Annotated in this window: 25 protein-coding genes and 1 riboswitch; of the genes, 8 read left to right on the top strand and 17 right to left on the bottom strand. The window is 68.6% G+C overall.

The genetic code is table 11. The features are described from left to right. Nucleotides 1–14: 14 nt before the first annotated feature. Together ASD37_RS10175 and thiD are read right to left on the bottom strand one after the other, a co-directional pair. Complete coding sequence (locus ASD37_RS10175) at nt 15–632, bottom strand: alpha/beta family hydrolase (protein WP_056550822.1); 618 nt, start codon at nt 630–632, stop codon at nt 15–17. After that, a complete protein-coding gene (gene thiD / locus ASD37_RS10170; RefSeq protein WP_056550821.1) occupies nt 629–1,468 on the bottom strand; it encodes a bifunctional hydroxymethylpyrimidine kinase/phosphomethylpyrimidine kinase in 840 nt (279 codons plus the stop codon). The genes ASD37_RS10175 and thiD overlap by 4 nt, the downstream gene beginning before the upstream one ends. 18 nt (nt 1,469–1,486) lie before the next feature. Beyond that, nucleotides 1,487–1,599: riboswitch (TPP riboswitch) on the bottom strand. A gap of 169 nt (nt 1,600–1,768) precedes the next feature. Between thiD and ASD37_RS10165 the strand changes: the two genes are divergently transcribed. Further along, on the top strand, nt 1,769–3,520 hold the full coding sequence (locus tag ASD37_RS10165) for an MFS transporter (protein ID WP_200959826.1): 1,752 nt from the start codon (nt 1,769–1,771) through the stop codon (nt 3,518–3,520). An 8-nt stretch (nt 3,521–3,528) separates the two neighbouring features. Here the strand turns inward: ASD37_RS10165 and ASD37_RS10160 are convergent, their stop codons facing one another. From ASD37_RS10160 to ASD37_RS10150, 3 genes are read right to left on the bottom strand one after another with little or no spacing between them, the layout of a single operon-like run. Next, nucleotides 3,529–4,326: an exodeoxyribonuclease III gene (locus ASD37_RS10160; RefSeq protein WP_056550820.1), complete on the bottom strand. Its 798-nt coding sequence runs from the start codon at nt 4,324–4,326 to the stop codon at nt 3,529–3,531. 4 nt (nt 4,327–4,330) lie between these two features. Further along, a complete protein-coding gene (locus ASD37_RS10155) occupies nt 4,331–5,218 on the bottom strand; it encodes a GNAT family N-acetyltransferase (protein WP_056550819.1) in 888 nt (295 codons plus the stop codon). Nucleotides 5,219–5,227: 9 nt separating this feature from the next. Beyond that, nucleotides 5,228–5,821, bottom strand: coding sequence for a peptide deformylase (locus ASD37_RS10150; RefSeq protein WP_056550818.1), 594 nt, complete (start codon nt 5,819–5,821; stop codon nt 5,228–5,230). 135 nt (nt 5,822–5,956) lie between these two features. On the opposite strand from ASD37_RS10150, the gene ASD37_RS10145 reads away from it, so the two are divergent. The 5 genes from ASD37_RS10145 to ASD37_RS10125 are packed head-to-tail and all read left to right on the top strand — an operon-like array spanning nt 5,957 to nt 9,308. Then, nucleotides 5,957–6,265 (top strand): DUF3263 domain-containing protein, encoded by a 309-nt coding sequence (locus ASD37_RS10145; protein WP_056550817.1) that lies wholly within the window; start codon nt 5,957–5,959, stop codon nt 6,263–6,265. Nucleotides 6,266–6,317: 52 nt separating this feature from the next. Further along, complete coding sequence (locus ASD37_RS10140) at nt 6,318–6,785, top strand: LytR C-terminal domain-containing protein (RefSeq protein WP_056550816.1); 468 nt, start codon at nt 6,318–6,320, stop codon at nt 6,783–6,785. A gap of 10 nt (nt 6,786–6,795) precedes the next feature. Further along, on the top strand, nt 6,796–7,503 hold the full coding sequence (locus ASD37_RS10135) for a superoxide dismutase family protein (protein WP_056550815.1): 708 nt from the start codon (nt 6,796–6,798) through the stop codon (nt 7,501–7,503). Continuing rightward, a complete protein-coding gene (locus tag ASD37_RS10130; RefSeq protein WP_056550814.1) occupies nt 7,484–8,635 on the top strand; it encodes a glutamate--cysteine ligase in 1,152 nt (383 codons plus the stop codon). The genes ASD37_RS10135 and ASD37_RS10130 overlap by 20 nt, the downstream gene beginning before the upstream one ends. A gap of 40 nt (nt 8,636–8,675) precedes the next feature. Beyond that, nucleotides 8,676–9,308, top strand: coding sequence for an LON peptidase substrate-binding domain-containing protein (locus tag ASD37_RS10125; protein ID WP_056550813.1), 633 nt, complete (start codon nt 8,676–8,678; stop codon nt 9,306–9,308). Nucleotides 9,309–9,368: 60 nt separating this feature from the next. Here the strand turns inward: ASD37_RS10125 and ASD37_RS10120 are convergent, their stop codons facing one another. The 7 genes from ASD37_RS10120 to ASD37_RS10090 are packed head-to-tail and all read right to left on the bottom strand — an operon-like array spanning nt 9,369 to nt 16,955. Continuing rightward, a complete protein-coding gene (locus ASD37_RS10120) occupies nt 9,369–10,820 on the bottom strand; it encodes a DUF222 domain-containing protein (protein WP_056550812.1) in 1,452 nt (483 codons plus the stop codon). 18 nt (nt 10,821–10,838) lie between these two features. After that, nucleotides 10,839–11,177 (bottom strand): monovalent cation/H(+) antiporter subunit G, encoded by a 339-nt coding sequence (gene mnhG / locus ASD37_RS10115; protein ID WP_056550811.1) that lies wholly within the window; start codon nt 11,175–11,177, stop codon nt 10,839–10,841. Further along, the gene (locus ASD37_RS10110; RefSeq protein ID WP_056550810.1) at nt 11,174–11,455 is read right to left on the bottom strand and encodes a monovalent cation/H+ antiporter complex subunit F; all 282 of its coding nucleotides are present in this window, start codon (nt 11,453–11,455) and stop codon (nt 11,174–11,176) included. Before ASD37_RS10110 ends, mnhG begins: the two co-directional genes overlap by 4 nt. A 31-nt stretch (nt 11,456–11,486) precedes the next feature. Next, on the bottom strand, nt 11,487–12,026 hold the full coding sequence (locus tag ASD37_RS10105) for a Na+/H+ antiporter subunit E (protein ID WP_056551049.1): 540 nt from the start codon (nt 12,024–12,026) through the stop codon (nt 11,487–11,489). Beyond that, nucleotides 12,026–13,621: a Na+/H+ antiporter subunit D gene (locus tag ASD37_RS10100; RefSeq protein WP_056550809.1), complete on the bottom strand. Its 1,596-nt coding sequence runs from the start codon at nt 13,619–13,621 to the stop codon at nt 12,026–12,028. The genes ASD37_RS10105 and ASD37_RS10100 overlap by 1 nt, the downstream gene beginning before the upstream one ends. Next, the gene (locus ASD37_RS10095; RefSeq protein WP_056550808.1) at nt 13,618–14,085 is read right to left on the bottom strand and encodes a Na(+)/H(+) antiporter subunit C; all 468 of its coding nucleotides are present in this window, start codon (nt 14,083–14,085) and stop codon (nt 13,618–13,620) included. Before ASD37_RS10095 ends, ASD37_RS10100 begins: the two co-directional genes overlap by 4 nt. Beyond that, a complete protein-coding gene (locus ASD37_RS10090) occupies nt 14,082–16,955 on the bottom strand; it encodes a Na+/H+ antiporter subunit A (RefSeq protein ID WP_056550807.1) in 2,874 nt (957 codons plus the stop codon). The genes ASD37_RS10095 and ASD37_RS10090 overlap by 4 nt, the downstream gene beginning before the upstream one ends. A 140-nt stretch (nt 16,956–17,095) precedes the next feature. Between ASD37_RS10090 and ASD37_RS10085 the strand changes: the two genes are divergently transcribed. Then, the gene (locus ASD37_RS10085; protein WP_056550806.1) at nt 17,096–17,545 is read left to right on the top strand and encodes an SRPBCC family protein; all 450 of its coding nucleotides are present in this window, start codon (nt 17,096–17,098) and stop codon (nt 17,543–17,545) included. A gap of 2 nt (nt 17,546–17,547) precedes the next feature. Here ASD37_RS10085 and ASD37_RS10080 read toward each other — a convergent pair whose 3' ends face one another. The 5 genes from ASD37_RS10080 to ASD37_RS10060 are packed head-to-tail and all read right to left on the bottom strand — an operon-like array spanning nt 17,548 to nt 23,465. Then, complete coding sequence (locus ASD37_RS10080) at nt 17,548–19,749, bottom strand: AAA family ATPase (protein WP_056551048.1); 2,202 nt, start codon at nt 19,747–19,749, stop codon at nt 17,548–17,550. A 14-nt stretch (nt 19,750–19,763) separates the two neighbouring features. Further along, nucleotides 19,764–20,621 carry a phosphatidylcholine/phosphatidylserine synthase gene (locus ASD37_RS10075; RefSeq protein WP_056550805.1) on the bottom strand — a complete coding sequence of 286 codons (858 nt, stop codon included), beginning with the start codon at nt 20,619–20,621 and terminating at the stop codon, nt 19,764–19,766. Next, entirely contained in the window at nt 20,618–21,331 is a 714-nt protein-coding gene (locus ASD37_RS10070) for a phosphatidylserine decarboxylase (protein WP_056550804.1), read from the bottom strand. The genes ASD37_RS10075 and ASD37_RS10070 overlap by 4 nt, the downstream gene beginning before the upstream one ends. Nucleotides 21,332–21,351: 20 nt before the next feature. Beyond that, on the bottom strand, nt 21,352–22,545 hold the full coding sequence (glp, locus tag ASD37_RS10065) for a gephyrin-like molybdotransferase Glp (protein ID WP_056550803.1): 1,194 nt from the start codon (nt 22,543–22,545) through the stop codon (nt 21,352–21,354). Further along, on the bottom strand, nt 22,542–23,465 hold the full coding sequence (locus ASD37_RS10060) for an SDR family NAD(P)-dependent oxidoreductase (RefSeq protein WP_056551047.1): 924 nt from the start codon (nt 23,463–23,465) through the stop codon (nt 22,542–22,544). Before ASD37_RS10060 ends, glp begins: the two co-directional genes overlap by 4 nt. Here ASD37_RS10060 and ASD37_RS10055 point away from each other — a divergent pair. Next, the gene (locus ASD37_RS10055) at nt 23,464–23,985 is read left to right on the top strand and encodes a PH domain-containing protein (RefSeq protein WP_235568044.1); all 522 of its coding nucleotides are present in this window, start codon (nt 23,464–23,466) and stop codon (nt 23,983–23,985) included. The genes ASD37_RS10060 and ASD37_RS10055 overlap by 2 nt on opposite strands. The last annotated feature ends 6 nt before the right edge of the window (nt 23,986–23,991 follow it).

Here is a 23,991-nt window from a genome sequence, read left to right as displayed (position 1 = left end):
GGAAGATAGCAGGATCAGGGCCGCAATGACCGGAGTGCGGCGTCGACGGCCAAGGCGGGGACGTTCAGTGTCTTGGAGCCGAGATCGTGGCGGGCGCCCGTCACCTCGACGACCTCGGTGGGACCAGCGACCAGGGCGGCGGCCGATCGAATTTCTTCGATCGTGCCGAACGGGTCGGAGGTGCCGTGGGTGAACACCGTCGGAACGGTGATGCGGGGAAGGTGTTCGGTGCGTGCGCGTTCGGGCTTGCCCGGCGGATGCAGCGGATAGGAGAACAGCGTCAACACCTCGACGGCCAACCCGTCGGCGACCGCCATCGACGTCATCCGGCCACCGTAGGAATGACCGCCGACGAGCACGGGTCCCGTGGTCAGCGAACGGGCCAACGCAACCGCCTCACCGACGCCGGCCTGATCGGAGGCCGCCGAGCCCGACGGCGGACCCTTGGGGCGACGCCGACGGAACGGGAGGTCGTAGCGCACCGCCAGCCAGCCGCGCGCCGCCCACTCGTCGCACAGCCTGATCAGCATCGGCGACTCGCGGTTGCCGCCCGCGCCGTGGGTCAGCAGGACGATGCCGGTGGCGTCACCCGCCGGTGCGTGGGCGACGCCGGCGATGGCCTCGAAGCTCACGTGGTGAGCCGGAAGAGTGCCGACACCGGGCCGTGCCCATGCCCCAACGGGTATGCGGCGCGCAGACATTCGGTGATCCAGCGCTTGCCGAAGGCCACCGCATCGGGCACCGAGTGGCCGTGGGCCAACGCCGTGGCCGTCGCGGCGGCCAGCGTGTCACCCGCGCCGTGATCGTGGGGGGTGTCGATGCGCTCGGCGTCGAATTCGTGAAAGGCGGTGCCGTCGAACAGAAGATCGGGGCTGTGCGACGACGACCGAAGGTGCCCGCCCTTGACCAGCGCCCACTTCGGCCCGAGGGCATGAAGGGCCTTGGCCGCGTCGCGCTGGGTGGTGGCGTCCACGACCTCGATTCCGGTGATGAGGAGCACCTCGTCGAGGTTCGGGGTGACCAGCGTGGCCAACGGGAAGAGCTCGTTGCGCATCGCGTCCAGCGCCGACGGGTGCAACAGCGGATCGCCGTGCATCGAGGCGCAGACCGGATCCACGACCAGCGGTGGCGCCAAGCCCTCGGCGGACAGGTCGCGCCACGTCTCGGCGACGGCGCCGATGATCTCCGAGGACGCCAACATGCCCGTCTTGGCGGCCTGGATGCCGATGTCCTCGGCGACGGCCCTGATCTGCCCGGCCACCACGTCGACGGGGATTTCGTGAAAGGCCTTGACGCCCACCGAGTTCTGCACCGTGACGGCGGCGACCGATACGCAGCCGTGCACGCCGAGCAGCGCGAACGTGCGCAGGTCGGCCTGAATGCCTGCACCACCACCGGAGTCGGTGCCGGCGATGGTCAACACACGCAGCGGAGCCTGCCCCGGCGGGGTCAGCGGAAGGAAGTTCACGTGCTCAAGGGTAGGTAGATGCGATCCATCTCAATACTCCCTACGCCGGCATTACCCGGTCAGGTTCATACGGTCGACGGCGCTCTAGCCGTCCTCTCAGCGCACTTGCGTGCGCTCCCGCGCGGACGGAAGTCAACGTACCTCAGGATCTGGCCGGTACGCGAGGGGAGTGGGGAATAGGAATTGCCATGAGATGTTTTGTATAGCTAACATATGTGTTTTGGGCAATGTGGCCCGCTGGAGCGGATGTCGCCGCCGGGGCGGCTCCGTGCACCGCCTGTCGATACGTGAAGCGAACTGATGACGACTGAGATCGAGATGACGAAGACCGACGAAGCGCTCGCCCAAACCGCCACCCGACGGCGTCGGATGGACCACGACCACCCGCACTACAAGTGGGTCGTGTTGTCCAACACCACACTTGGCACGCTGCTGGCCACCATCAACGCCTCCATCGTGCTGATCTCACTGCCCGCGATCTTCCGCGGCATCGGTCTCAACCCCCTAGCGCCTGGCAACGTCAGCTACCTGCTGTGGATGCTGATGGGCTACCTGGTGGTCACCGCGGTGCTGGTGGTCCCCTTCGGTCGGCTCGGCGACATGTTGGGCCGGGTCAAGATCTACAACTGGGGCTTCGTCGTGTTCACCGTCGCCGCGGTCGCGCTGTCGTTCGACCCGTTCCACCTCGGCAGTGGCGCCTTGTGGCTGATCGGCTGGCGTGTGGTCCAAGGCGTCGGCGGCGCGATGCTGATGGCCTCGTCGTCGGCGATCCTCACCGACGCGTTCCCCGCCAACCAGCGAGGCATGGCCCTCGGCGTCAACATGGTCTCGGCCGTCGCCGGCTCGTTCCTCGGCCTGCTGATCGGCGGATTCCTGTCCGAATGGCACTGGAAGGCCATCTTCTGGGTCGGCGTGCCGATCGGCATCGCGGGGACGATCTGGAGCGTCCGGTCGCTGCGCGAGCTCGGTGCCCGCACCCCCGGCAAGCTGGACTGGCCCGGCACGTTGACCTTCGGGCTCGGGCTGACGGTGCTGCTCGCAGGCATCACCTACGGCATCCAGCCCTACGGTGACAACACCACCGGTTGGACCAACCCAATGGTGCTCGGCGCCATCGGAATTGGCCTGCTGCTGCTGGTGGCATTCTGCTTCATCGAACTGCACGTCGACTCGCCGATGGTCGACATCCGGTTGTTCAAGTCCGCCTCGTTCGGCATGGGCAACCTCGCCGGCCTGATGTCGTCGATGGGCCGCGGCGGCCTCCAGTTCATGCTCATCATCTGGTTGCAGGGCATCTGGCTTCCGTTGCACGGCTACAGCTTCGAGTCCACTCCCCTGTGGGCGGGTATCTATCTGCTGCCCATCACCGTCGGCTTCCTGGTGGCCGGACCCATCGCGGGTTCGCTGTCGGACCGCTTCGGCGCCCGACCGTTCACCGTCGGCGGCATGCTGCTGATGGCCGCGACGTTCATCGCGCTGGTGCTGATCCCCGTCAACTTCGACTACTGGGTCTTCGCATTGCTGGTGTTCCTCAACGGTCTTGGCGGCGGCATCTTCACCGCCCCCAACACCGCGGCGATCATGTCGAGCGTGCCCGCCGCCCAGCGTGGCGCCGCCTCCGGGGTGCGCGCCACGTTCTTCAACGCGGGCTCATCGCTGTCGATCGGCGTCTTCTTCTCGCTGATGATCGTCGGCCTGGCCCACACCCTGCCCTCGGCGATGAGCACCGGCCTTCAGGCGCAGGGGGTCTCGGCCTCGGTCGCCAACGACGTGGCCAACCTGCCGCCGGTGGGCAGCCTCTTCGCCGCGTTCCTCGGCTACAACCCGATGGGCGAGTTGCTCGGGCCGTCGGGCGCGCTGACCCAGCCCGGCGTGAACGCCGACGTGCTGACCGGAAAGACGTTCTTCCCGCAGCTCATCACCGAACCGTTCCACTCCGGGCTGAGCGTGGTGTTCATCGCCGCCGCGGTGATGATGCTGCTCGGTGCGGCGGCGTCGCTGTTCAACCCGGGCCGCTACGGTTCGGAGGCGGGCGCCGACAACGCGGCGTGACCTAGGCGTCAGCCGCCGATATCCACCCACACCGGTGCGTGGTCACTCGGTGCTGGCGTGCCCTTCTTGCCGGGCTTGCGTTCGTCGCGCGCGATCTCGGCGTGGGTCACCCGGGCGGCCAGCGCTTCCGATCCGAGGATGAAGTCGATGCGCATGCCTTGGCGCTTGGGGAATCTCAGCTGCGTGTAGTCCCAGTAGGTGAAGTTGCCCGGCGGTGGGGTGAACGGCCGGACCACGTCGGCGAACCGACCCTCGATGGACCGGAACGCCGCCCGCTCCGGTTCGGTGACGTGGGTGCTGCCCTTGAACACCTCGACGTCCCACACGTCGTCGTCGGTCGGCGCGATGTTCCAGTCCCCGACCAGCGCGATCGGCGCCGTCGGATCGTCGGCTAGCCACCCGGAGGACGTCTTGTCAAGTGCGGCAAGCCATTCCAGCTTGTACGTGTAGTGCGGATCCTCGACCGTGCGGCCGTTGGGCACGTAGAGACTCCAGACCCGCACCCCGCCGCACGTGGCGCCGATAGCCCTGGCCTCGTCGGCGTCGTTGAACGCGGGCTGGCCCGCGAAGCCGAGTTCGACGTCGTCGAGCCCGACCCTCGACGCGATCGCCACACCGTTCCACTGGCTGTGCCCGACGTGCGCCACCTCGTAGCCCAACGCGGCGAACGGCATCGTCGGGAACTGGTCGTCCTTGCACTTGGTTTCCTGCATGGCCAGCACGTCGACGTCGGCGCGCTCCAGCCAGCTGGTGACCCGATCGATTCGGGAGCGGATGGAGTTGACGTTCCAGGTGGCGATTCGCACGCGGTTACCCTAGCGACACGTAGCGGGAGCGGTGATGCTCGCCGAACCCCATGGACAGGTAGAGGCTCGTAGCAGCCGCATTCTCCGACAAGACCTGCACGTAGGCGCGGGTCGCGCCCTGTTCGAAGGCCCACCCCAGCAGTCCGTCGCACAGCGTCCGCGCCAGCCCGCGACGACGGGCGTCCTCCGCGACGTGGACCGACGACAGCCCGGCCCACCGGGTGCCGTCGGGCGCCACGGTGACGGCCACCCGACCGACCGCGGCGTCCTCGAGTGTCCCGAACGCAACCACGCCGTCGACGACTGCGGTGAGCACCTCCACCGGAACCTGCCGGGGATGCAGGCGCAACCACGCGTCGCCCGGCCTGGACGTCGTCGACACCGAGGCGCTGGCGGCGCGATCGGTCAATTGCCGTGCCATCACCACGTTCTCACCGTCGGTCGGCTGATCGGGCGGCAGGCGGAAGAGCCGGTCCGGCACGGCAAGTAGCGGAGGCACCCCGCGGGCGGCGTACCAGTCGGCGATCTCGTCGAGGTGCTCGCCGGGGGTGGGCAGCAGCGGCACCGCCGAATTCGCCCGCCGGGTGACGCCGTGTCCGAACCGGAGCAGCCAGCCGTCGAGCCACTCGTGCTCGACCCCGGGCCAGCCCAGTGCCGCGGCGTGTTCGAGGTTGCGGATGTCGCGGTTGCGCACCGGCGCGGCCGACAAGGGCCTGATCGACACGATGTCGGCCGTCGAGACGGTCACCACGTCGCCGGCCTTCGTCTCGACCAGCAGCGTCGGTCCGACCTCTCGCAGATGCCCGACGACGTCGCTCATCGGCGGCACCGAACCCGCGGGCAGGCGGTATCGCAGGCTGACCCTGGTGCCGACCTCGGGAAGCTCAACCACGGCGGAACATCAGTGCCCGAACGGGTCGGGATCCTCGCCGGGCGTCCACGACAGCCCCGGCACGCCCCAACCGTTGGACTTCACCGCCCGCTTTGCCGCACGGGCATGCCTGCCGATCAACTTGTCGACGTAGAGGAACCCGTCGAGGTGTCCCGTCTCGTGCTGCAACATCCGGGCAAACAGGCCGTTGCCCTCCAGCGTGATGGGCGTCCCGTCGGCGTCGAGTCCCGTCACGCGCGCCCAGCTGGCCCGGCCGGTCGGGAACGACTCGCCGGGAACCGACAGACAGCCCTCGTCGTCGTTGTCGGGATCGGGCATCGTCTCGGGAACCTCGGAGGTCTCGAGCACCGGGTTGACGATCACGCCACGACGGCGGGTCGCGCGACCGCGCTCGTCGGCGCAGTCGTAGACGAACACGCGCTTGGAGACCCCGATCTGGTTGGCGGCCAACCCGACACCGTTGGCTTCGTCCATCGTGTCGTATAGATCTTCGATGAGATTCGCCAGATCGGCGGGCAGCGATCCGTCGTCACCGACGGGGATCGGACTGGTCGCAGTGTGCAGGACTGGATCTCCCACGATGCGGATGGGTACGACGGCCATGCGGAGAAGATTAGTGGGCGGGCTCTCGGCTGCCGACTCGCGGGCAAGGGTCACGGCTCTGACGGGTCTGCCGTGGTTGAATGTGGGCCGTCACCACCGGAATGTCTTGAGTGTTTGGAAGGGTCCACAGAGCAAATGGACGGCGCCATTGCGCGGACTGAAAAGTCCGGGGACGACGAGGCTCTCGCCGACGGCCTGAACCGCCGCGAACATGACATCCTTGCGTTCGAACGGCAGTGGTGGAAGTACGCGGGTTCCAAGGAAGACGCAATCAAAGAACTCTTCTCCATGTCGGCGACGCGGTATTACCAGGTGCTCAACGCACTGGTCGACCGTCCCGAAGCCCTCGCCGTCGATCCCATGCTGGTGAAGCGACTCCGACGCGTGCGGGCCAGTCGCCAAAAGGCCCGGGCCGCGCGCCGCCTCGGCTTCGACGTGACGTGATCGGTACCTAACGGTTTTCGCCCTACGGGGGCGGCTCGATACAGTGAGTGCGATGAATCAACGAGACTCCTCCGGGTTGCCGCTGCGCGCCATGGTCATGGTGCTGCTGTTTCTCGGTGTCGTGTTTCTGTTGGTCGGCTTCCAAGCCCTCGGCTCAAGCGATGACGACGACGCCAGCTCGGCGGGTGCCACCACCACCGCGACCACCACCGCGGCTCCGACGTCTGAGACGACTGAACCGGCCGCCGCCAAGCCCGACGTCCGGGTGTTCAACACCTCCGAGATCGCCGGCCTGGCCGATCAGACCGCCACCCGACTGCGCGACGCGGAGTGGAACGTCACCGAAACCGGGAACCTCACCCTGGAGGGTGTGACCGCGACGACCGTGTACTTCGGCGAGGCGCCGGGGGAGAAGGAAGCGGCCGACGAGATCGGCACGCTGCTCGGCGCGCCCGTCGAACCCAGGACACCCGCGGTCGCAGAACAACCGCCCGGCGTGATCGTGGCGGTCACCGGTTAGGCTTTCCGGCATGCCGATCTCTGCCCCGCTCCGCCTTCTCGCCGCCGCGGCACTCATCGTTCCCATCGCGGCCGCGTGCTCCCCATACGAGCCCGTCGCCACGCAGCCTGGAACCACCCCGCCGGTGTGGACCGGTTCGCCGCCGCCGGCAGGCGCTGGCGAGGCAGGAGAGGGCGCCGAAGCTTCTGCGACGGCGACCGGCGAGACGCTTACCGCCGATCTGAAGACCGCCGACGGCACCTCGGTGGCAACCGCGGAGTTCGTATTCTCCGGCGGGTACGCCACGGTCACCGTCAAGACCACCGCGTCGGGGCAGTTGACGCCCGGTTTCCATGGCATGCACATCCACTCGGTTGGCAAGTGTGAGCCGGCCTCGGTCGCACCGACCGGCGGCGCGCCCGCCGACTTCAACTCCGCGGGTGCGCACTTCCAGGTCGGCGGCCACTCCGGGCATCCGGCCAGCGGCGACCTCTCCTCGCTGCAGGTGCGTGCCGACGGTTCGGCGATGTCGGTGACCACCACCGACGCCTTCACCGCGGCGGATCTGGAGGCCGGCACCAAGACGGCCATCATCATCCACGAGAAGGCCGACAACTTCGCCAACATCCCGCCGGAGCGCTACCAGCAGGTGAACGGTACGCCCGGCCCCGACGAGATGACGATGGCCACCGGCGACGCCGGCAAGCGGGTGGCGTGCGGTGTCATTTCCCCCGAGTGAGTCGACGGTCGGTCCGCGGCCCCAACGGATCGACTTCAAGGGGTCGGCCCGGCCGACCATCGGGGTTGAGTGGGAGTTCGCGCTCGTCGACCCCAGCACGCGTGAGCTGAGCAACGAAGCGGCCGCGGTGATCGCCGAAATCGGTGAGAGTCCGCACGTCCACAAGGAATTGCTGCGCAACACCGTGGAAGTCGTCACGGGAATCTGTGACAACTCTGCCGAGGCGATGGACGATCTTCGGGCGACCCTCGCCCCGGCCCGCCGGATCGTGCGGGCCCGCGGGATGGAGCTGTTCTGCGCGGGCACCCATCCGTTCGCCAAGTGGTCGGCCGAACAGCTGACCGACGCGCCGCGCTACGCCGAGCTGATCAAGCGCACCCAGTGGTGGGGCAGGCAGATGCTGATCTGGGGCGTGCACGTGCACGTCGGGGTTTCGTCGGCGCACAAGGTGATGCCGATCATCACCTCGCTGCTCAACCACTACCCGCACCTGTTGGCGCTGTCGGCCTCGTCGCCGTACTGGGACGGTAGCGACACCGGCTATGCCAGCAACCGGGCGATGATGTTTCAGCAGTTGCCGACCGCGGGCCTGCCATTCCACTTCCAGGAGTGGTCGCAGTTCGAACAGTTCGTTCACGATCAGAAGAAGACCGGCATCATCGACCACATGAACGAAATCCGTTGGGACATACGGCCTTCGCCTCATCTGGGCACCATCGAGGTGCGCATCTTCGACGGTATCTCCAACATCGCCGAACTCGGTGCGTTGGTGGCGCTGACCCACTGCTTGATCGTCGACCTGGACCGCCGCCTCGACGCGGGCGAACACCTGCCGACGATGCCGCCGTGGCACGTCCAGGAGAACAAGTGGCGGGCCGCGCGATACGGCCTCGACGCGGTCATCATCCTCGACGAGGACAGCAACGAGCGTCTTGTCACCGAGGATCTCGACGACCTGCTGAACAAGTTGGAACCGGTTGCGAAGTCGCTTGGCTGCGCCGACGAGCTGGCGCAGGTGTCCAGCATCTACCAGACGGGCGCGTCGTATCAGCGCCAGCGGCAGGTCGCCGACGACAACGACGGCAATCTTCGGACCGTGGTCGACGCGCTCATCGCCGAGCTGGTTCTGTAGGTTCGCGGGCGGGTAAGCGATACCAGTGACGATAAGTCCGATGTTCCCGCTGGAGTCCGTACGCCTACCGGGTGAGGACCTGCCGCTACGCATCTTCGAGCCCCGCTACGGCGCACTGGTGCGCGAATGCCTGGATGGGTCACGCGAGTTCGGCGTCGTCCTGATCGCCGCGGGGCGTGAGGTCGGGGGCGCGGACGCCAGGTGCGACGTCGGCTCGATGGCGCACATCGTGGAGTACCGGGATCTTGGCGACGGCCGCTACCTGTTGGAATGCGAGATGCGGGAGCGGATCCGCGTGGCGTCATGGCTCGACGACGACCCGTACCCGCGCGCCGACGTCGAGGTGTGGCCCGACGAGCCGGGCCCGACCGTCACCGGTGACGACATCGCCGTGGTCGAGGACCGCCTGATGTCGATCTTCGACCGGGTCGCCGCCGCGCAGGAGGCGACACTTCCGTCTCGTTCCGAGATGCTCGGCGAGCCGGAACCCGGAGACGACGCCGGAAAGCGGTTGTACGCGTTGTCGTCCCGCGTGCCGATGGGCCAAGCCGACCGGTACGCGGTGCTCGAAGCGCCGTCGGCGTCTGCCCGGCTGGACGCACTGCGGGACGCCGTCGAGACCGTCGCCGCGATGATCGAGTTTCAGCTCGCCGACGGTGGAGCGCCGGACTAGCCTGCCGGCGGGCCAGAGGGCACGGCCGTACCCCGGGCCTGCTCGACGGCCCGGATGCACTCACGCCACCTGGTCAGCGGGCGGTGCCGGTCCACCGGGTTGCTCGGGATCGTCGTTGTGCCACAGCGCTTCCGCGTCGTCTGGCGGGTACAGCAGCCGTTCGGGGCGATGGTAGTGGTTGATCCGCGCCTGGCCGGTGTCCAGCTGCGGCGGCGGTGCCCACTCGACGTCCCCGCGGGCGTTGACGGTGGTGGTCCACCCACCCTTGGCGTCGACCATGCGGTTGTCGGGCCCACACGCCAGGGCGAGATCGTCGACGTTGGTGAGCCCGCCGGCCGCCCAGTCGCGCCGGGCGTGATGGATCTGCGAGCCGTACGCGCCGACGGTGCAGCACGGTTTTGTGCAGCCGCCGTCGCGGGCGATCAACATGATCCGTTGCGCCGCCGACGCCACCCGGCGGGTGCGGAACAAGTCCAGGGCCGACCCGGTGGCGCCGTCGAACACCGCCAGGTAGTGGTTGGCATGGCCGGCGAGCCGGACGACGTCGCCAATCGGCATCACCGTGCCACCGCCAGTCACGCCCACTCCAGCGCGGGACTCCAGGTCTTGCAACGTGGTTCGGATGATCACCGACACCGGCAGCCCGTTGAGCCGACCGAGATTGCCGCTCATCAAGGCGATGCGGCCGACGACGACCATCGCGTCGTGCTGCCGTTGGGCGAGGCTGCGGTGGTCGTTGTCGATCTGCTCCTGTGACGGTGTTCCGGAGGTGCAGGGTTCGGCGTCGGCGGGATTGCACATCCCGGGTGCGGCGTACTTCGCGAAGATCACCTCCCAGACGGCCCACGCCTCGGGGGTGAGGTTGGCGGTGATCGGCGTCATTCCGTCGTGGCGTTGTTTACCCTTCGACATCCCACGCTTGCGGTCGCGCTCGGTCTCGTCGGGTGGGGGACCGTCCTGGTCGAGCAGGAACAGTGTCAGGTCGGCGGAGTCCTTCAGTTCCTTGGGGCCGACACTGGTTGCCGTACGAACCAGGTCCACTTCGATCTGTCCGCGGGTGATCGGGTCGACGAAGCCCGGCATCCGCGCCATCGCCTTGCGGATCACCTCGACGTGTTCGTCGTTGAGAAGCCCCAGCGCTTGCCCCTTGGCGGTCGCGGGGAGCACCGGCTCGAGCGGCTCACCGCTCAGTGCGCCCCGAGGTCCCAGCAGCGCGGCGTCGGTCAGTCGACGCCCGGCTTCTGCGCTCGAGATGCGCCACCGAATCCTGAGCGCGTCCCGCCATGACTTGGCGCCGAGCTCCTTCGCCGTCGTCTCCAGCTGGAGCCGGGCCAGCAATCGGTGCGTCTGCGTGGGCAGCTGGCAGGTCAGCGTCTCGAGTTCGTCGAGGGTCTCCAACAGTTCTTGGCGGGTGAGCAGGTCGACGTCGCAGGCCGCCAGCGCGTCGTAGGCGGCGCGCACCGCCGCCAACGCCTCTCGCACTGCCGCTCCGGACATGATTCGAACATACATTCGACCACTGACAAGTCGTCAGTCCTCGGGGCGGTCCGCCATGTCGTCCTTGGTCAGCAAGTCGTCGCGGAAGCTCTGCTCCCGATACGCGAGTTGCCCGACGCGGTTGGCCACCACCGGCGCGGTGATGAGGGTGAAGAGCCCGGCCAGGATCAACATTCCGACGTCGGGATGGCCGCGCAGCCGCAGGGCCGCACCCATCAGCACCAGCAAGAGCCCGAGGACCTGCGGTTTGGTGGCGGCATGCATCCGCGACAGGGTGTCGGGGAACCGCACCACGCCGATCGCCGCGGTCAGGGCCAAGGTCGAACCGGCCAGCACCAGCACGCCTGCCAGTACGTCGAGGATGCCGCTCATTGGGGCTCCCCGTCCGCCCGGTCGGTGTCTCGAACGCGGAAGCGGGCGACGCTGACCGAGCCCACGAAGCTGATCAACGCCAGCGCCGTCAGGCTGTAGGTCACGGTGGTGTCCAGGCTGTAGGCCGCCCACGTCCCGATCGAGCACATCGTGACCGCGACGAAGGTATCCAGCGCGACGAGGCGGTCCAGCGTTCCAGGGCCGGCGAGCAGTCGGAACATGGTGATGGCGATGGCAGCGATCAGCATCACCGCCGAGATGGTCCACACGGTGTTCATGCGCGATCCCGCTGCGCTTCTCGCTCGGTGTTCACGAGTCAGCCTCCCTCTCCGCGCTCGCCCGCCAGTCGGCGTCCTTCTCGAACGCCGCGATCATCAAGCGCTCGATGTCTGCGACCTGACGGTAGAAGCGCGCGACGGACTTCTCCGTGCCCGCGTCGATCACGTGGACGTAGATCATGCGTCGCGTCTGGTCGATCTCCAGGACGATGCCACCGGGGATCAGGTTGAGCACGCTTACCGTCAACGCCAGAACCAGGTCGGACTTGATCGCCACGTGTGCGCGCAGCACGGCGCTGCGCGGTGGCGGCCCCGGCTTGATCGCCAACCACGCCACCTGAAGCGACGACAGCACCAGGTAGTAGGCGATCAACGCGACCAACCGGACCAGCGACAGCGGATGCAGCTTGCCCTCGACGGGCACCGGCGGCAGCGGCAACAGCAGCGTGATCACCAACGCGACGGCGACGCCACCCAGCACGTTGGCCGCAGACACGTTGCCCCACAACAGCACCCACACCAGCGTCAGCCAGCACACCACCCAGACCCGCAGCAACACGGTTCGCCTCATCACGGCCGCAACACCGCCGATACGTACTGACCACGGTCGAGCACCTCGGCCGCCGCTCGCTCACTGAAGGCGAAGATCGGACCGGCGAACACCGTCAGCGCCAAACCGACGGCGATGAGCGCCGCGGTCGGCACCAGCATGCCGACCGGCATGCGTCCGACGTCGTCACGGTCGGCGTGGGCGATGTCCTCCACGGAGTCGTCGATCAGGGAGGACGGCGAGACGTCGGCGAGATCGCCTTCAGGGGCGTCGGCGCGGGCACGCCAGAACGCCTTGGTCCACACCCTTGCCATCACGTAGAGCGTCAGCAGGCTCGTCACGACGCTGCCCCCCACCAGAATCCAGGCGAGCACCGAAGCGTCCTGGGTGCCGGCCTCGAGCAGGGCGACCTTGCCGATGAAGCCCGAGAACGGCGGGATGCCACCGAGGTTGAGTGCAGGAATGAAGAACACCAGGGCCAGCAGCGGGCTGGCTGCCGCCAAACCGCCGAGCCGCTGCAGAGTCGACGCCCCCGCCTGCCGCTCGATCAGGCCGACGACGAGGAACAGCGTGGTCTGCACGACGATGTGATGCGCGACGTAGTAGATCGCGCCGGACATGCCGAGCGCACTGCCCAGTGAGATGCCGAACACCATGTATCCGATGTGGCTGACCAGCGTGAACGACAGCAGACGTTTGATGTCGCTCTGGGCGATCGCGCCGAAGATGCCGACCAGCATCGTCACCAACGCCGCGACCATCAGCACGTTGTCGAGCGCGCCACCGGGGAACAACAGCGAGTGCGCCCGGATGATCGCGTAGACGCCGACCTTCGTCAGCAAGCCCGCGAAGACGGCGGTGACCGGCGCGGGTGCGGTGGGGTAGGAGTCGGGGAGCCAGGTCGACAGCGGGAACACCGCGGCCTTGATGCCGAACGCGACCATCAGCACGGCGAACATCGCGTTGCGGGTGCCGGACGGGATGTCCTCCAGCCGCAGTGAGAGCTCGGCCATGTTCAGGGTGCCGGCCGCCGCGTAGATCATGGCGAGGCCGATCAGGAAGATCAGCGACGACACCATCGACACCATCACGTAGGCGATGCCGGCCCTGACCCTGTCGGTGCTGGCGCCGATGGTCAGCAGCACGAAGCTGGCGGACAGCAGCACCTCGAAACCGACGAACAGGTTGAACAGGTCACCGGCGAGGAACGCCGTGCACACGCCCGCCGACAGCACCAAGTAGGTCGGCAGGAAGATCGACACCGGCTGCCGCTCGTCACCGTCGCGGATGCCTTGGCCGATGGCGTAGAACACGACGGCGAGCAGCACGATCGCCGAGACCAGCAGCATCAGCGACGAAAGCCGGTCCACCACCAGGGTGATGCCAAGCGGTCCCATGCCGGGCACCGACTGACCCCACCCGCCGACGTGGACGGCGATGGTGCCGTCCCGGTCGGCGAGGTAGACCAGCGCCGCGCAGACGGCGACGACCGCGGACAACGCCGCCACCGCGATGGAGCGTTGCAACCGTGGCGTGCGGCCCGCGAACAGCGTGACCGCCGCGGCGAGGGTGGGGATCAGGACGGGAAGCGGGGTGAGCACCGCAGACAGGTTCATCGGGAGCCCTCGTGTCCCGGCAGCGCGTCCAGTTCGTCGGGCGCGTCGGTGTCGCGGTGCGGGTCGTGGGTGACGAGGTCTTCGTCGATGGCGACGGCCGACTTGTCGGACAGCTCGGAGACTCTGGTGTCCTCTGGGTCGTTGGCGACGTCCTCGTCGCGCGACAAGCGATACGAGCGGTACGTCAGCGCAAGCACGAACGCGGCGATGCCCATCGAGATCACGATCGCGGTCAGGATCATGCCCTGCGCCAACGGGTCTGCGGTGGCGGTCTGACCGTCGGAGACTCTGCCGCGGATGGGTGGATTGCCGGCTGGCCCGCCGACGGTCAGGATCAGGATGTTCACGGCGTTGCCAACGAGCAAGAGCCCCAACAGCATTCGCGTGAGATTGCGTTCGAGCAGGAGATAGACCCCTGCCGTGGTGAGTCCGCCGATGAGGATCAGCGGCACGATGGCGGTCATCGGCGTGCCGCCTGATTCTGCTGCGCCATCTCCACGTCGACCCGCGCGCCGAGGCTACGCAGGACGTCCAAGACCAGACCGACGACGATCAGATACACCCCAAGGTCGAAGAACAGTGCCGTGACGAGCTTGATGTGGCCGAGCACGGGGACGTCGAATTCGAAGACCGCGGAAGACAACACCGGCGCGCCCAAGAACAGCGACGTGACGGCGGTACCCGCCGAGAGGGCCAGGCCCACCCCGAGCACCTTGCCCGCGTCGACGGGAAGCGCCTCGCCGAGCTCGAATCGACCACCGGCCAGATAGCGCAGCACCAACGCCAAGCCGGCAGTCAACCCTCCGGCGAAACCGCCGCCGGGGGTGTTGTGGCCTGCGAAGAAGAAGTAGAACGACAGCACCATGATGAGCGGGAAGATGATTCGCGTCGCCACCTCGAGCACCAGCGACCGGTACCGGGGGTCGCGGAGCTCGCTGCCGCGCAGCCAGGTGATGTCGCCGACGGCAGGGCTGGTCGGCAGCACCGGGATGCGTCCGATGTCGGGCTGGCCAGCATCGGCCACCCGAGGTGCCGAGCCGAACCGCCTGTTGCGGAACACCATTGACGCCACACCGGTGGCCGCCACCAGGAGCACCGAGATCTCGCCCATGGTGTCCCAGGCGCGGATGTCGACCAGCAGCACGTTGACGGTGTTGGAGCCCTGGCCGCGGTAGTAGGCGGCGTCGGGAAGGAGGTCGGCGATTGGCCGGGTGGTGCGCGCCGCCATCGCGAACACGGCGAGCGTGCTCACCGTGGCGCCGACGGCGAGCGACAGCGCCAGGCGTGGCAACCGATGCCGGTTGATGTTGCCCTGATCGGCTTCCGCGGGAAGCGTCCGCAGCACCAGGACGAAGATCACCAGCGTCAACGTCTCCACCAGGAACTGGGTGAGGGCGAGGTCGGGTGCGCCGTGAAAGACGAAGATCGCGCCGCAGCCGTACCCCGTCACGCCGACGACCAGCACGGCGGCCAGCCGGTTGCGCAACACCGTCGCGCTGAACGCCGCGGCCAGGATGATCAGGCCGACGACCGCCTGCAGCGGTGAATCCCACAGCTTCAGCTCCGGACGATTGCGTGCGCCGAGCACCAGCATGGCCGTCGGCAGCAGCACCAACGTCGACAGGATGACGGCCTGGGTGGCGGGGATCGAGCCGCGCTGCGTGAGCGCGGTGAGCCGGACCGCGAAGACGTCGGTGCCGCGGATCACCGAGTCGTAGATGCGGTCGGCGTTGCCAAGTGGGAGGTATCCCAACCGCGCGCGCCGCAACCGGTTCCTGGCGAAGAACGCGACGACGCCCGCGGCCAGCACCAGGATCGACAGCAGCAGCGGGACGTTCACGCCATGCCACAGTGCGAGGTGGTAGTCGCCGCCGCCGGGAAGCGTGCCCGAGTAGTCGTCGAGCACGTCGTCGAGCCCGGTCGGCCAGACGCCGAACGCCAGACCCGCCAGCGCCAGGATTGCCGGCGGTACGAGGAACGTCATTGGCGGACGGTGCATTTCGGCGACGCGCTGACTTGGCTCGGCCCTGCCCTTGCGCGCAAATGCGCCATAGATGAAGCGCAGGCTGTAGATGGTGGTGAACACCGACCCGAACACCACGCCGCCGACGACCCAGGGGGCGGTGGCACCCAGGGCCGCGCTCTCGGCCAGCGTGGCGAGATCGGCTTCCTTGGCGACGAACCCCAGGAACGGAGGCAGCGCAGCCATGCTCGCCGTCGCGCAGACGGCCACGATCAGCAGCGGTCGATGGCGATCGCCGAGCCAGGCCAGGCGGCGGATGTCGCGCGTACCGGTGGCGTGGTCGACGATGCCGACCACCATGAACAGCGCCGCCTTGAACATCGCGTGGGCACAGAGCATCGCCAGGCCGGCGAGCATCACGTCGCGCCCGCCGACGCCCACCATCAGGGTGATGAGCCCGAGCTGGCTGACGGTGCCGAACGCGAGGATCAGCTTCAGGTCGTACTCCCGCACGGCCCGCCACCCGGCAAGCAGCATGGTCCCAAGACCGAGAGTGACGATGATCGGCCGCCAGGCGGGCGAGTCGGCGAAGCCGGGGGCCAAGCGCGCGACGAGATACACGCCCGCCTTGACCATGGCCGCGGCGTGCAGATAGGCGCTGACCGGTGTCGGCGCGGCCATGGCGCCGGGCAACCAGAAGTGGAATGGCACCAGGGCGGACTTCGACACCGCGCCGATCAGGACGAGGACGACGGCGACGCTCGCGGCCAGGCCGGTGGGCGGCGCCTCGACGAGTTCGGAGAGGCGGTAGGTGCCCGCCAGCTCACCGAGCATGATGATGCCGACCAGCATGGCCAAGCCGCCGGCGGTGGTGACCAGCAAGGCCTGGGTGGCGGCTCGTCTGCTGGTGGCGCGCTCGGCGTAATGACCGACCAGCAGGAACGACAACACCGTCGTCAGCTCCCAGAACAGGTAAAGCATCAGCATGTTGTCGCTGATGACGAGCCCGAACATGGCGCCGGAGAAGGCGACGAGTTCGGCGGCGAAGCTGGGCAGCCTGCGTTCGGTGTGACCGTCGTGGTGGTGGAAGTACTCGGCGCAGTAGAAGAGGACCAGCGCGCCGACGGCGAGGACGAGCACGCTCATGATCGCGGCCAGCGCGTCGAAGCGGAACGTGATGTCCATCGACAACTCGGGGACCCACTGGACGTGGACGGTCTGCTCGCCTCGACCCGGCCAGTTCATCGCGACCCACGGCAGTGACCCGAGCGGCACCAGCGCCAGACCGTAGAAGGCGTGTCGTCCCCAACGCTGCACGAGAACGGGCGCCACGAGGGCGGCCACCGCGTGGGCGTAGAGAATGGCGAGCATGGCACTCCGGTTCTGGCGGGCGCCAACGAGCGCATCTGCCAAGTGGGGTGTCAGCCGTCTAAGGCTATGTCTTCGCCTAGTTTACGTGGGCGACCCCGGACCCCGTTCCACCGGTCGAGACGACCCGGTTGAATGGACCCATGGGACAGGACGACAGAGTGGCCAGCGCCAGCCTCGACATCTCCGCACCGGCCGACCGGATCTTCGAGCTCATTGCCGACCCGGCCGAGCAACCGAGCTGGGACGGCAACGACAACCTCGCCGAGGCGGCGACGGGCCAACGCGTGCGCAGCGTCGGGGACGTCTTCCTGACGACCATCAGCCAGGGCGGGGTTCGGGAGAACCACGTCGTGGAGTTCGAGGAGGGGCGGCTCATCGCCTGGCGTCCGTCTGAGCAGGGCTCGCCACCACCCGGGCAGCTCTGGCGGTGGGAGCTGACACCAGTCGACGACGCGCACACCCGCGTCACCCACACCTACGACTGGACGCAGCTGACCGACGAGAAGCGGATGGTGCGGGCCCGCGCCACCGGCGAGGACGCGCTGATGTCCTCGCTGACGGGTCTTGCCGCGGTCGCCGAACGGGCGTGAGGTCAGCGCTTGTCGGCGAAGGCGCGGAGCGCGTCGACCTGCGCCGGATCGAGTGACGGCCGCACGGTCGCCCTGGCCTTCGCGACGTCGGCGGCGGTCACGTCGGCGGTGTCGATCGAGCGCCGCATCGCCGTCAGGGCCGACTCCCTGAGCAGCGCAACGCAATCGGCGGCGCTGTAACCGTCGAGGGTGTCGGCGAGTTCGTCGAGGTTCACGTCGGCGCTCAGCGGAATGTTCTTCCCTGCGGTGCGCAGAATCGCGCGGCGCGCGTCGGCGTCGGGTGGCTCGACGAACACCGACTTCTCCAGCCGTCCCGGCCGCAGCAGGGCCGGGTCGATGAGGTCAGGCCGGTTGGTCGCACCGAGGACGACGACGTCGCGCAGCGGGTTGATGCCGTCGAGCTCGGTCAGCAGGGCGGCCACCACGCGATCGGTGACGCCGGAGTCGAAGCTCTGCCCGCGCCGTGGGGCGAGGGCGTCGATCTCGTCGAGGAACACCAGCGACGGTGCGGAATCCCGTGCGCGGCGGAACAACTCGCGCACCGCCTTCTCTGACGAGCCCACCCACTTGTCCATCAGCTCGGCACCCTTGACGGCGTGTACCGACAGCCGTCCGCTACTGGCCAGCGCCCGGACGACGAAGGTCTTTCCGCAGCCGGGCGGACCGTAGAGCAGGACGCCGCGCGGAGGCTCGACGCCGAGCCGTTCGAAGGTGTCTGGATGCTGCAGGGGCCACAGCACCGCCTCGGTGAGCGCCTGCTTGGTTTCGACCATGTCGCCGACGTCGTCGAGCGTGATCGACCCGACCGCGACCTCTTCGGTGGCCGACCGCGACAGCGGGCGGATCACCGAAAGCGCGCCGGTCAGGTCGTCCTGCGTCAGCGCCGGGGTCTGGCCGTCCGAACTGGCGCGCGCGGCGGCCCGCAGGGCGGCCTCCCGCACCACGGCGGCGAGGTCGGCGACGACGAAACCCGGTGTGCGATCGCCGATTTCGTCCAGGGCAAGATCCTTGGCGGGTACGCCGCGCAGCAGAACCTCGAGCAGCGCCTTGCGCGTCGCACCGTCGGGGAGGCTCAGCCCCAGCTCGCGGTCACACAGATCGGGTGCCCGCAGCCGGGGATCGACCGCGTCGGGCACCGCTGACGTCGCGACGAACGCCACCCCTGGCGTGTCCACCGCGGCGCGCAACTCGGTGAGGATCAGGGTCGCGACGGGTTCAGCCGAGCCAGGTAACAGAGCGTCGACGTCGGTGATGAGCAGAACGCCTCCGCCGTCGCGGAGGGTCGCAACCGCAGACGCCACCCTGGCCAGTCGGTCCTCGGCACGCAACGAGCCGACCTCGGGGCCGTCGAGTTCGACGAGGCGCCGCTCCGCGCACACCGCACGCACCAGCGTGGCCTTGCCGACGCCCGCGGGACCGGAGACCAGAACGCCGAGACGTGGCTTCGCGCCGAGTGTTTCGAGAAGCTCGGGTTGGTCGAGGGCAAGCTTCAACCACTCCGCCAGGCGACCCGCCTGGGTGTGGGCGCCGCGGAGATCGTCGACCGACACGGTCGCCCCGGCGGACTGCTTCGGGCGGGGCTCGGAGATCGTGTGTGCGCCGGAGGACGCGTCGGAAAGCGCCGTGCCGTCACCCCAGGCCACCACCGAATTTGGCTGCACGCTCACCGGCCCGGCCGGATCGACGCCGGTCACCGTCAGCAGCTCCGAGGTCCAGGTGATGCCCACCGACGACGTCAGCGCCGACGACGCCTGCGACGTCGACGTGCCTGGGCCGAGGTCACGCGGCAGCAGCGACACCGTGTCGCCGACCGTCATCACCTTGCCGAGCAACGCCAGCCGCAACGTGGCCGACGAGATGGACTGGGTGGCCAGCTTCGAGCCGCTGACGGTCACCGACCGCGCCCCGTACACCGTCGCCGGGGCGACCAACACGATGGTGTTCTCGCGGAGACCGGCGTTGGACAGCGTGACGTCGTCGAGCAGCGCGGTGCCCGCGGGCGTGTCCGGCCCCGCGACGCCGACGACGGCGGAGGTGGTGCGCGAACCGGTCAACGTCACCGCGTCCCACTCCCGAATGCCCAGCGCGGCCAGCGCCTCGGGATGGAGCCGCACCACCCCGCGCCGCGAGTCCGTCGCCGAGGTGTTGAGCCTGGCCGTCAGTGGAAGCCGACCCCGCGGCGGTTCGTCGAACGCGTCGGTCACGAGATCGGTCACGCCTAACCCCGGGAGCCGGGCTTGCGCAGCCCGAGGCGAGCCACCGAGCGCCGGTTGGGTGCCGCCCGCCGCGCCGCGCGGCGGACCGCCCGACGTTGTCCGGGTTTGGCGTCCCAGGCCTCGGGGCGCGCTGCCACCCAACGCTGACTGCGGATGGTGAACGGCATCATGCAGACGTATCCGACGATGATCAGCAACACCAGCACGTACGGGAAGAGCAGAAGTCCGGCGGCCGCGGCCGCCACCAGGATCAGCAGAATCGGCGCGGCGTTCTCCGGGACCGAGATCGCCTTCAGCGCCAACGTCGGCACCCGGCTGACCAGCAGCGCCGCGTTCGCGGCCAGCCATGCGCAGACGAACCAGTGCGACGTCCACCAGCCGTGCCCGAACTGCATGAAGGCGACCAGCGGGCCGAGCGCCCCCACGGCGCCGCACGGTGCGGGCACGCCCGTGAAGAACTCGCGGGTGTACGCGGGCTTGGTGTGGTCGTCGAGCAGCGCGTTGAACCGGGCCAGCCGCAGCACGACGCAGACGGCGTACAACAGCACGAAGATCCAGCCGAGCTGAGAGTTCGGCAGCAGCGTCAGGTAGACGACGAGTGCCGGTGCCACGCCGAAGTTCACCGCGTCGGCCAGGGAGTCGATCTCGGCGCCCATCCGAGACTGGGCGTTGAGCGCACGGGCGATGCCGCCGTCGATGCCGTCGAGGATGGCGGCGGCCCCGATCAGGGCCAGCGAGATCCACGGCTTCTCGTCGAGGGCGAACTTGATGGACGTCAGACCCGCGCAGATCGCCAGGACGGTCGTCGCGCTTGGGAGGATGCGTAGACCACGGGCGGGTTGGCCCTCGGGACGGCTCACGACAGCTCCGCGAGAACCGTTTCGCCGCCGATGGCGCGCTGGCCCAGCTCGACCATCACCCGGGAGTCCTGCGGAAAGTAGGTGTCGAGGCGCGAGCCGAAGCGGATCAGCCCGTAGGTCTCACCGAGGCCCACCTTGTCCCCGGCGTTGACCGAGCAGACGATGCGGCGGGCGATCAGACCGGCGATCTGGACCGCGGCCACGTCGACTCCGTCTGCGGTGCGGAACCACACCGCGTTGCACTCGTTGACCTCGCTCGCGCTGTCCTTGTCCGCGGACTGGAACTGACCGGGCCGGTACTTGACGGTGAGGACGTCGCCGCCGACGGGCGCCCGCTGCACGTGGGCGTCGAAGATCGACAGGAAGATGCTGACCCTGGTCATCGGCACGTCGGGCATGTTGAGCTCGGCGGGTGGGCGGACCTGTTCGATCAGCGTGACGACTCCGTCGGCGGGGGCGACGACGACGCCGGGCCTGGTCGGCGGCACCCGCGGCGGGTGCCGAAAGAACAGGGCACAGGCCCCGGCAGCAGTCAGGCCCGCATTGCGCAGCCACCGGTGCTTGCGACCGGCGGCGGCGACTCCCAGCCCACCTGCGATGAACGGCAGGCCAGCGGAATGGACGGGCGGAACGGTGGAACGGACCAACTCAACGAAACGGGAGAACTCGGACTCGTTGGCGGCATCGGCGGGTCGCGCGGGTCTGGCCATGGGGTTCCGATTCTACGGGGTCAGCTCAGGTCCCAAACCTGCACGGGTGATCCGGCCGCCAGTTCCGTGACGTCCTCGCCGATTTCCAACAGGCAATCCGCCGACGCCAACCAGCGCAGATGATGCGACGCGGGAGGCCCGTAGCTGGTGACCGTCCCGCCGTCGTGGTCGAGGACCCCGCGGCGAAACTGCCGCCGCCCGGGCGGTGACTTCAGATCCTCGAGCAGGGTGGCCGGACGACGGGGTCGGCCGGGGTGCGGCAATCCCATCGCCGCCCGCAAGGGGGCCCGGATGAACACCTCGAACGACACCAGGGCGCTGACGGGATTGCCAGGCAGGGTGACGATCGGCGTTCCCCACACGACACCGGAACCCTGCGGCATGCCCGGCTGCATCGCGACCTTCACGAACTCGACCTCGTCGGCCAGAGAGTCCTTGACCACCTCGTAGGCTCCCGCGCTGACCCCGCCGGTGGTGATCACCAGGTCGGCGTTGCCTGCGTGCTTTTGCAGCTCGCTTCGGAACAGGTCGACGTCGTCCTCGGTCATCGACGACGTCACCACGTCGGCGCCGGCGTCGCGCACCGCCGCGGCGAGCATGACGGCGTTGGACTCGTAGATCTGCCCCGGCTGCAGCGGAATGCCGGGAGCCACCAGCTCCGACCCCGTCGACATCACCAGAACGCGTTGGCGTGGAATGACTTTCAACGAGCCGAGGCCAAGCGCGGCGGCGAGCCCCAGGGCCGCGGGGGTGAGGACCTGGCCGGTGTGCAGCACCGTCGTGCCCGGTGTGACGTCCTCGCCAGCGCGTCGCACGTGTTGGCCCGGCACCACGCTGGCGCGGATCGACACGATCTCCGTCGAGCCGTCGGTGGCCTCCACCGGAATGACCGCCGTCGCCCCGGTTGGCAGTGGTGCGCCCGTCATGATCCGGTGCGCGGTGCCGGGTTTCAGTATGAGCGCATCGGTGCGGCCAGCGGGAATGTCTTCTGCCACCGGCAGTTTCACCGGGTGATCCTCGGAGGCGTCCGCGATGTCCTCGGCGACGACGGCGTACCCGTCCATCGCCGAGTTGTCGAAACCGGGAAGGGCAAGCGGCGCAACGACATCGGCCGCGAGAACGAGGCCGAGCGCGTCACCGATGGCGACGTCGACCGGCGCGCGCGCCGTGATCAGGCCTGCGACCGCCCGCTGGTGCTCCTCGACGGATCTCATAGCGGATAGGTGACGCCGGTGAGCTCTTCGGACACCGTCCACAGTCGCCCCTGGACGTCCTGGTCGTGTGACTGCTTGCTTGACTGGACCCGCTTCGGGTGGCCGCGCAGTTCGCGGAAGCCGTCGGGCCCGTAGTACTCGGCGCCCCGCACGCCTCCGTCGGTGGCCGCCCGCAGTGTGGCCAGCGCACCCACCTCCGCGCTGTTGGTGACCAGACCGGCCAGTGCGCTGAAGCCCGGCAGGCCGGAACCGGGGACGTGGCGCATCAGTTCGGTGTTGGAGATGCCCGGATGGGCTGCCACGGCGATCGTCGCCGCGTCGCGCGCGGCCAGCCTGCGGTTGAGCTCGTAGGTGAACATGAGGTTGGACAGCTTCGACTGACCGTATGCGGCGACGCGGTTGTACTTGCGCTCCCACTGCAGATCGTCGAAGTGGATGGCGGCCTGGATGGTGTGGGCGATGCTGGCGACCGCGACGACGCGAGACCCCTCGACGGGCAGCAGGTTCTCGAGGAGCAGGCCGGTCAGGGCGAACGCGCCGAGGTGGTTGGTGCCGAACTGGAGCTCGAAACCGTCGGCGGTCAACTGCTTCGGCGGATACATCACGCCGGCGTTGTTGATCAGCAGGTCGACACGCGGGTAGGCGCTCTTCAACTCCTCGGCAGCCGTCCGGACGGACTGCAGCGACCCCACGTCGAGCGACTGCACGGTGACGTCGGCCCGCGGCACCTGCCCCTGGATCCTGGCCGCCGCGGCCTTGCCCTTGTCGACGTCGCGCACCGCCATGACGACGTGCGCGCCGCGGGTCGCGAGAACCAGCGCAGTCTCGTAACCCAGGCCGGTGTTGGAGCCGGTGACGATGGCGACGCGGCCGGTCTGATCGGGTACGTCGGCGGCCGTCCACTTGGTGTTGGCGCTCATGGGCACGACCATACTCAGGGTGATGGTGACACTCGTCGACCCCGCCAACCCACCGAGCCGCAAGGCGCCGATGGTGTGGGCACTGGCGGCGGCGATCCCGTGGGCCGTGCTCTCGGTGGCCCAGGTGGCGTGGCTGGTGTTCGACTCCAGCCGCGGGTGGTGGCACGTTCTCGCGGCCGTCGTCACCGTATTCGGAATCGTGACGTTCGTCGTGGTGGCGCCGCTGTGGCGGTACCGGGTGCACCGCTGGGACGTCTGCGTCGACGTGCCGACGCCCGCGGTCTTCACCAGAACCGGCTGGCTGGTGCAGGAACGCCGCATCGCGCCGATCTCCCGGGTCCAGACAGTCGACACCCACCGCGGCCCGCTCGACCGCATCTTCGGACTGGCCAACGTCACCGTGACGACCGCGTCGTCGGCGGGCGCGGTGCGCATCGTCGCGCTGGACGTCGACGTCGCCGACCGGATCGTCGCGCAGTTGACCGACGTCGCCGCGATCGGCGACCGGGACGCCACGTGACCTCGC

This window comes from Mycobacterium sp. Root135, from assembly GCF_001426545.1.
Taxonomy (GTDB): Bacteria; Actinomycetota; Actinomycetes; order Mycobacteriales; family Mycobacteriaceae; genus Mycobacterium.
Note: the sequence above shows the minus strand (reverse complement) of the source record. Positions and strands in the feature narration are given on the sequence as shown.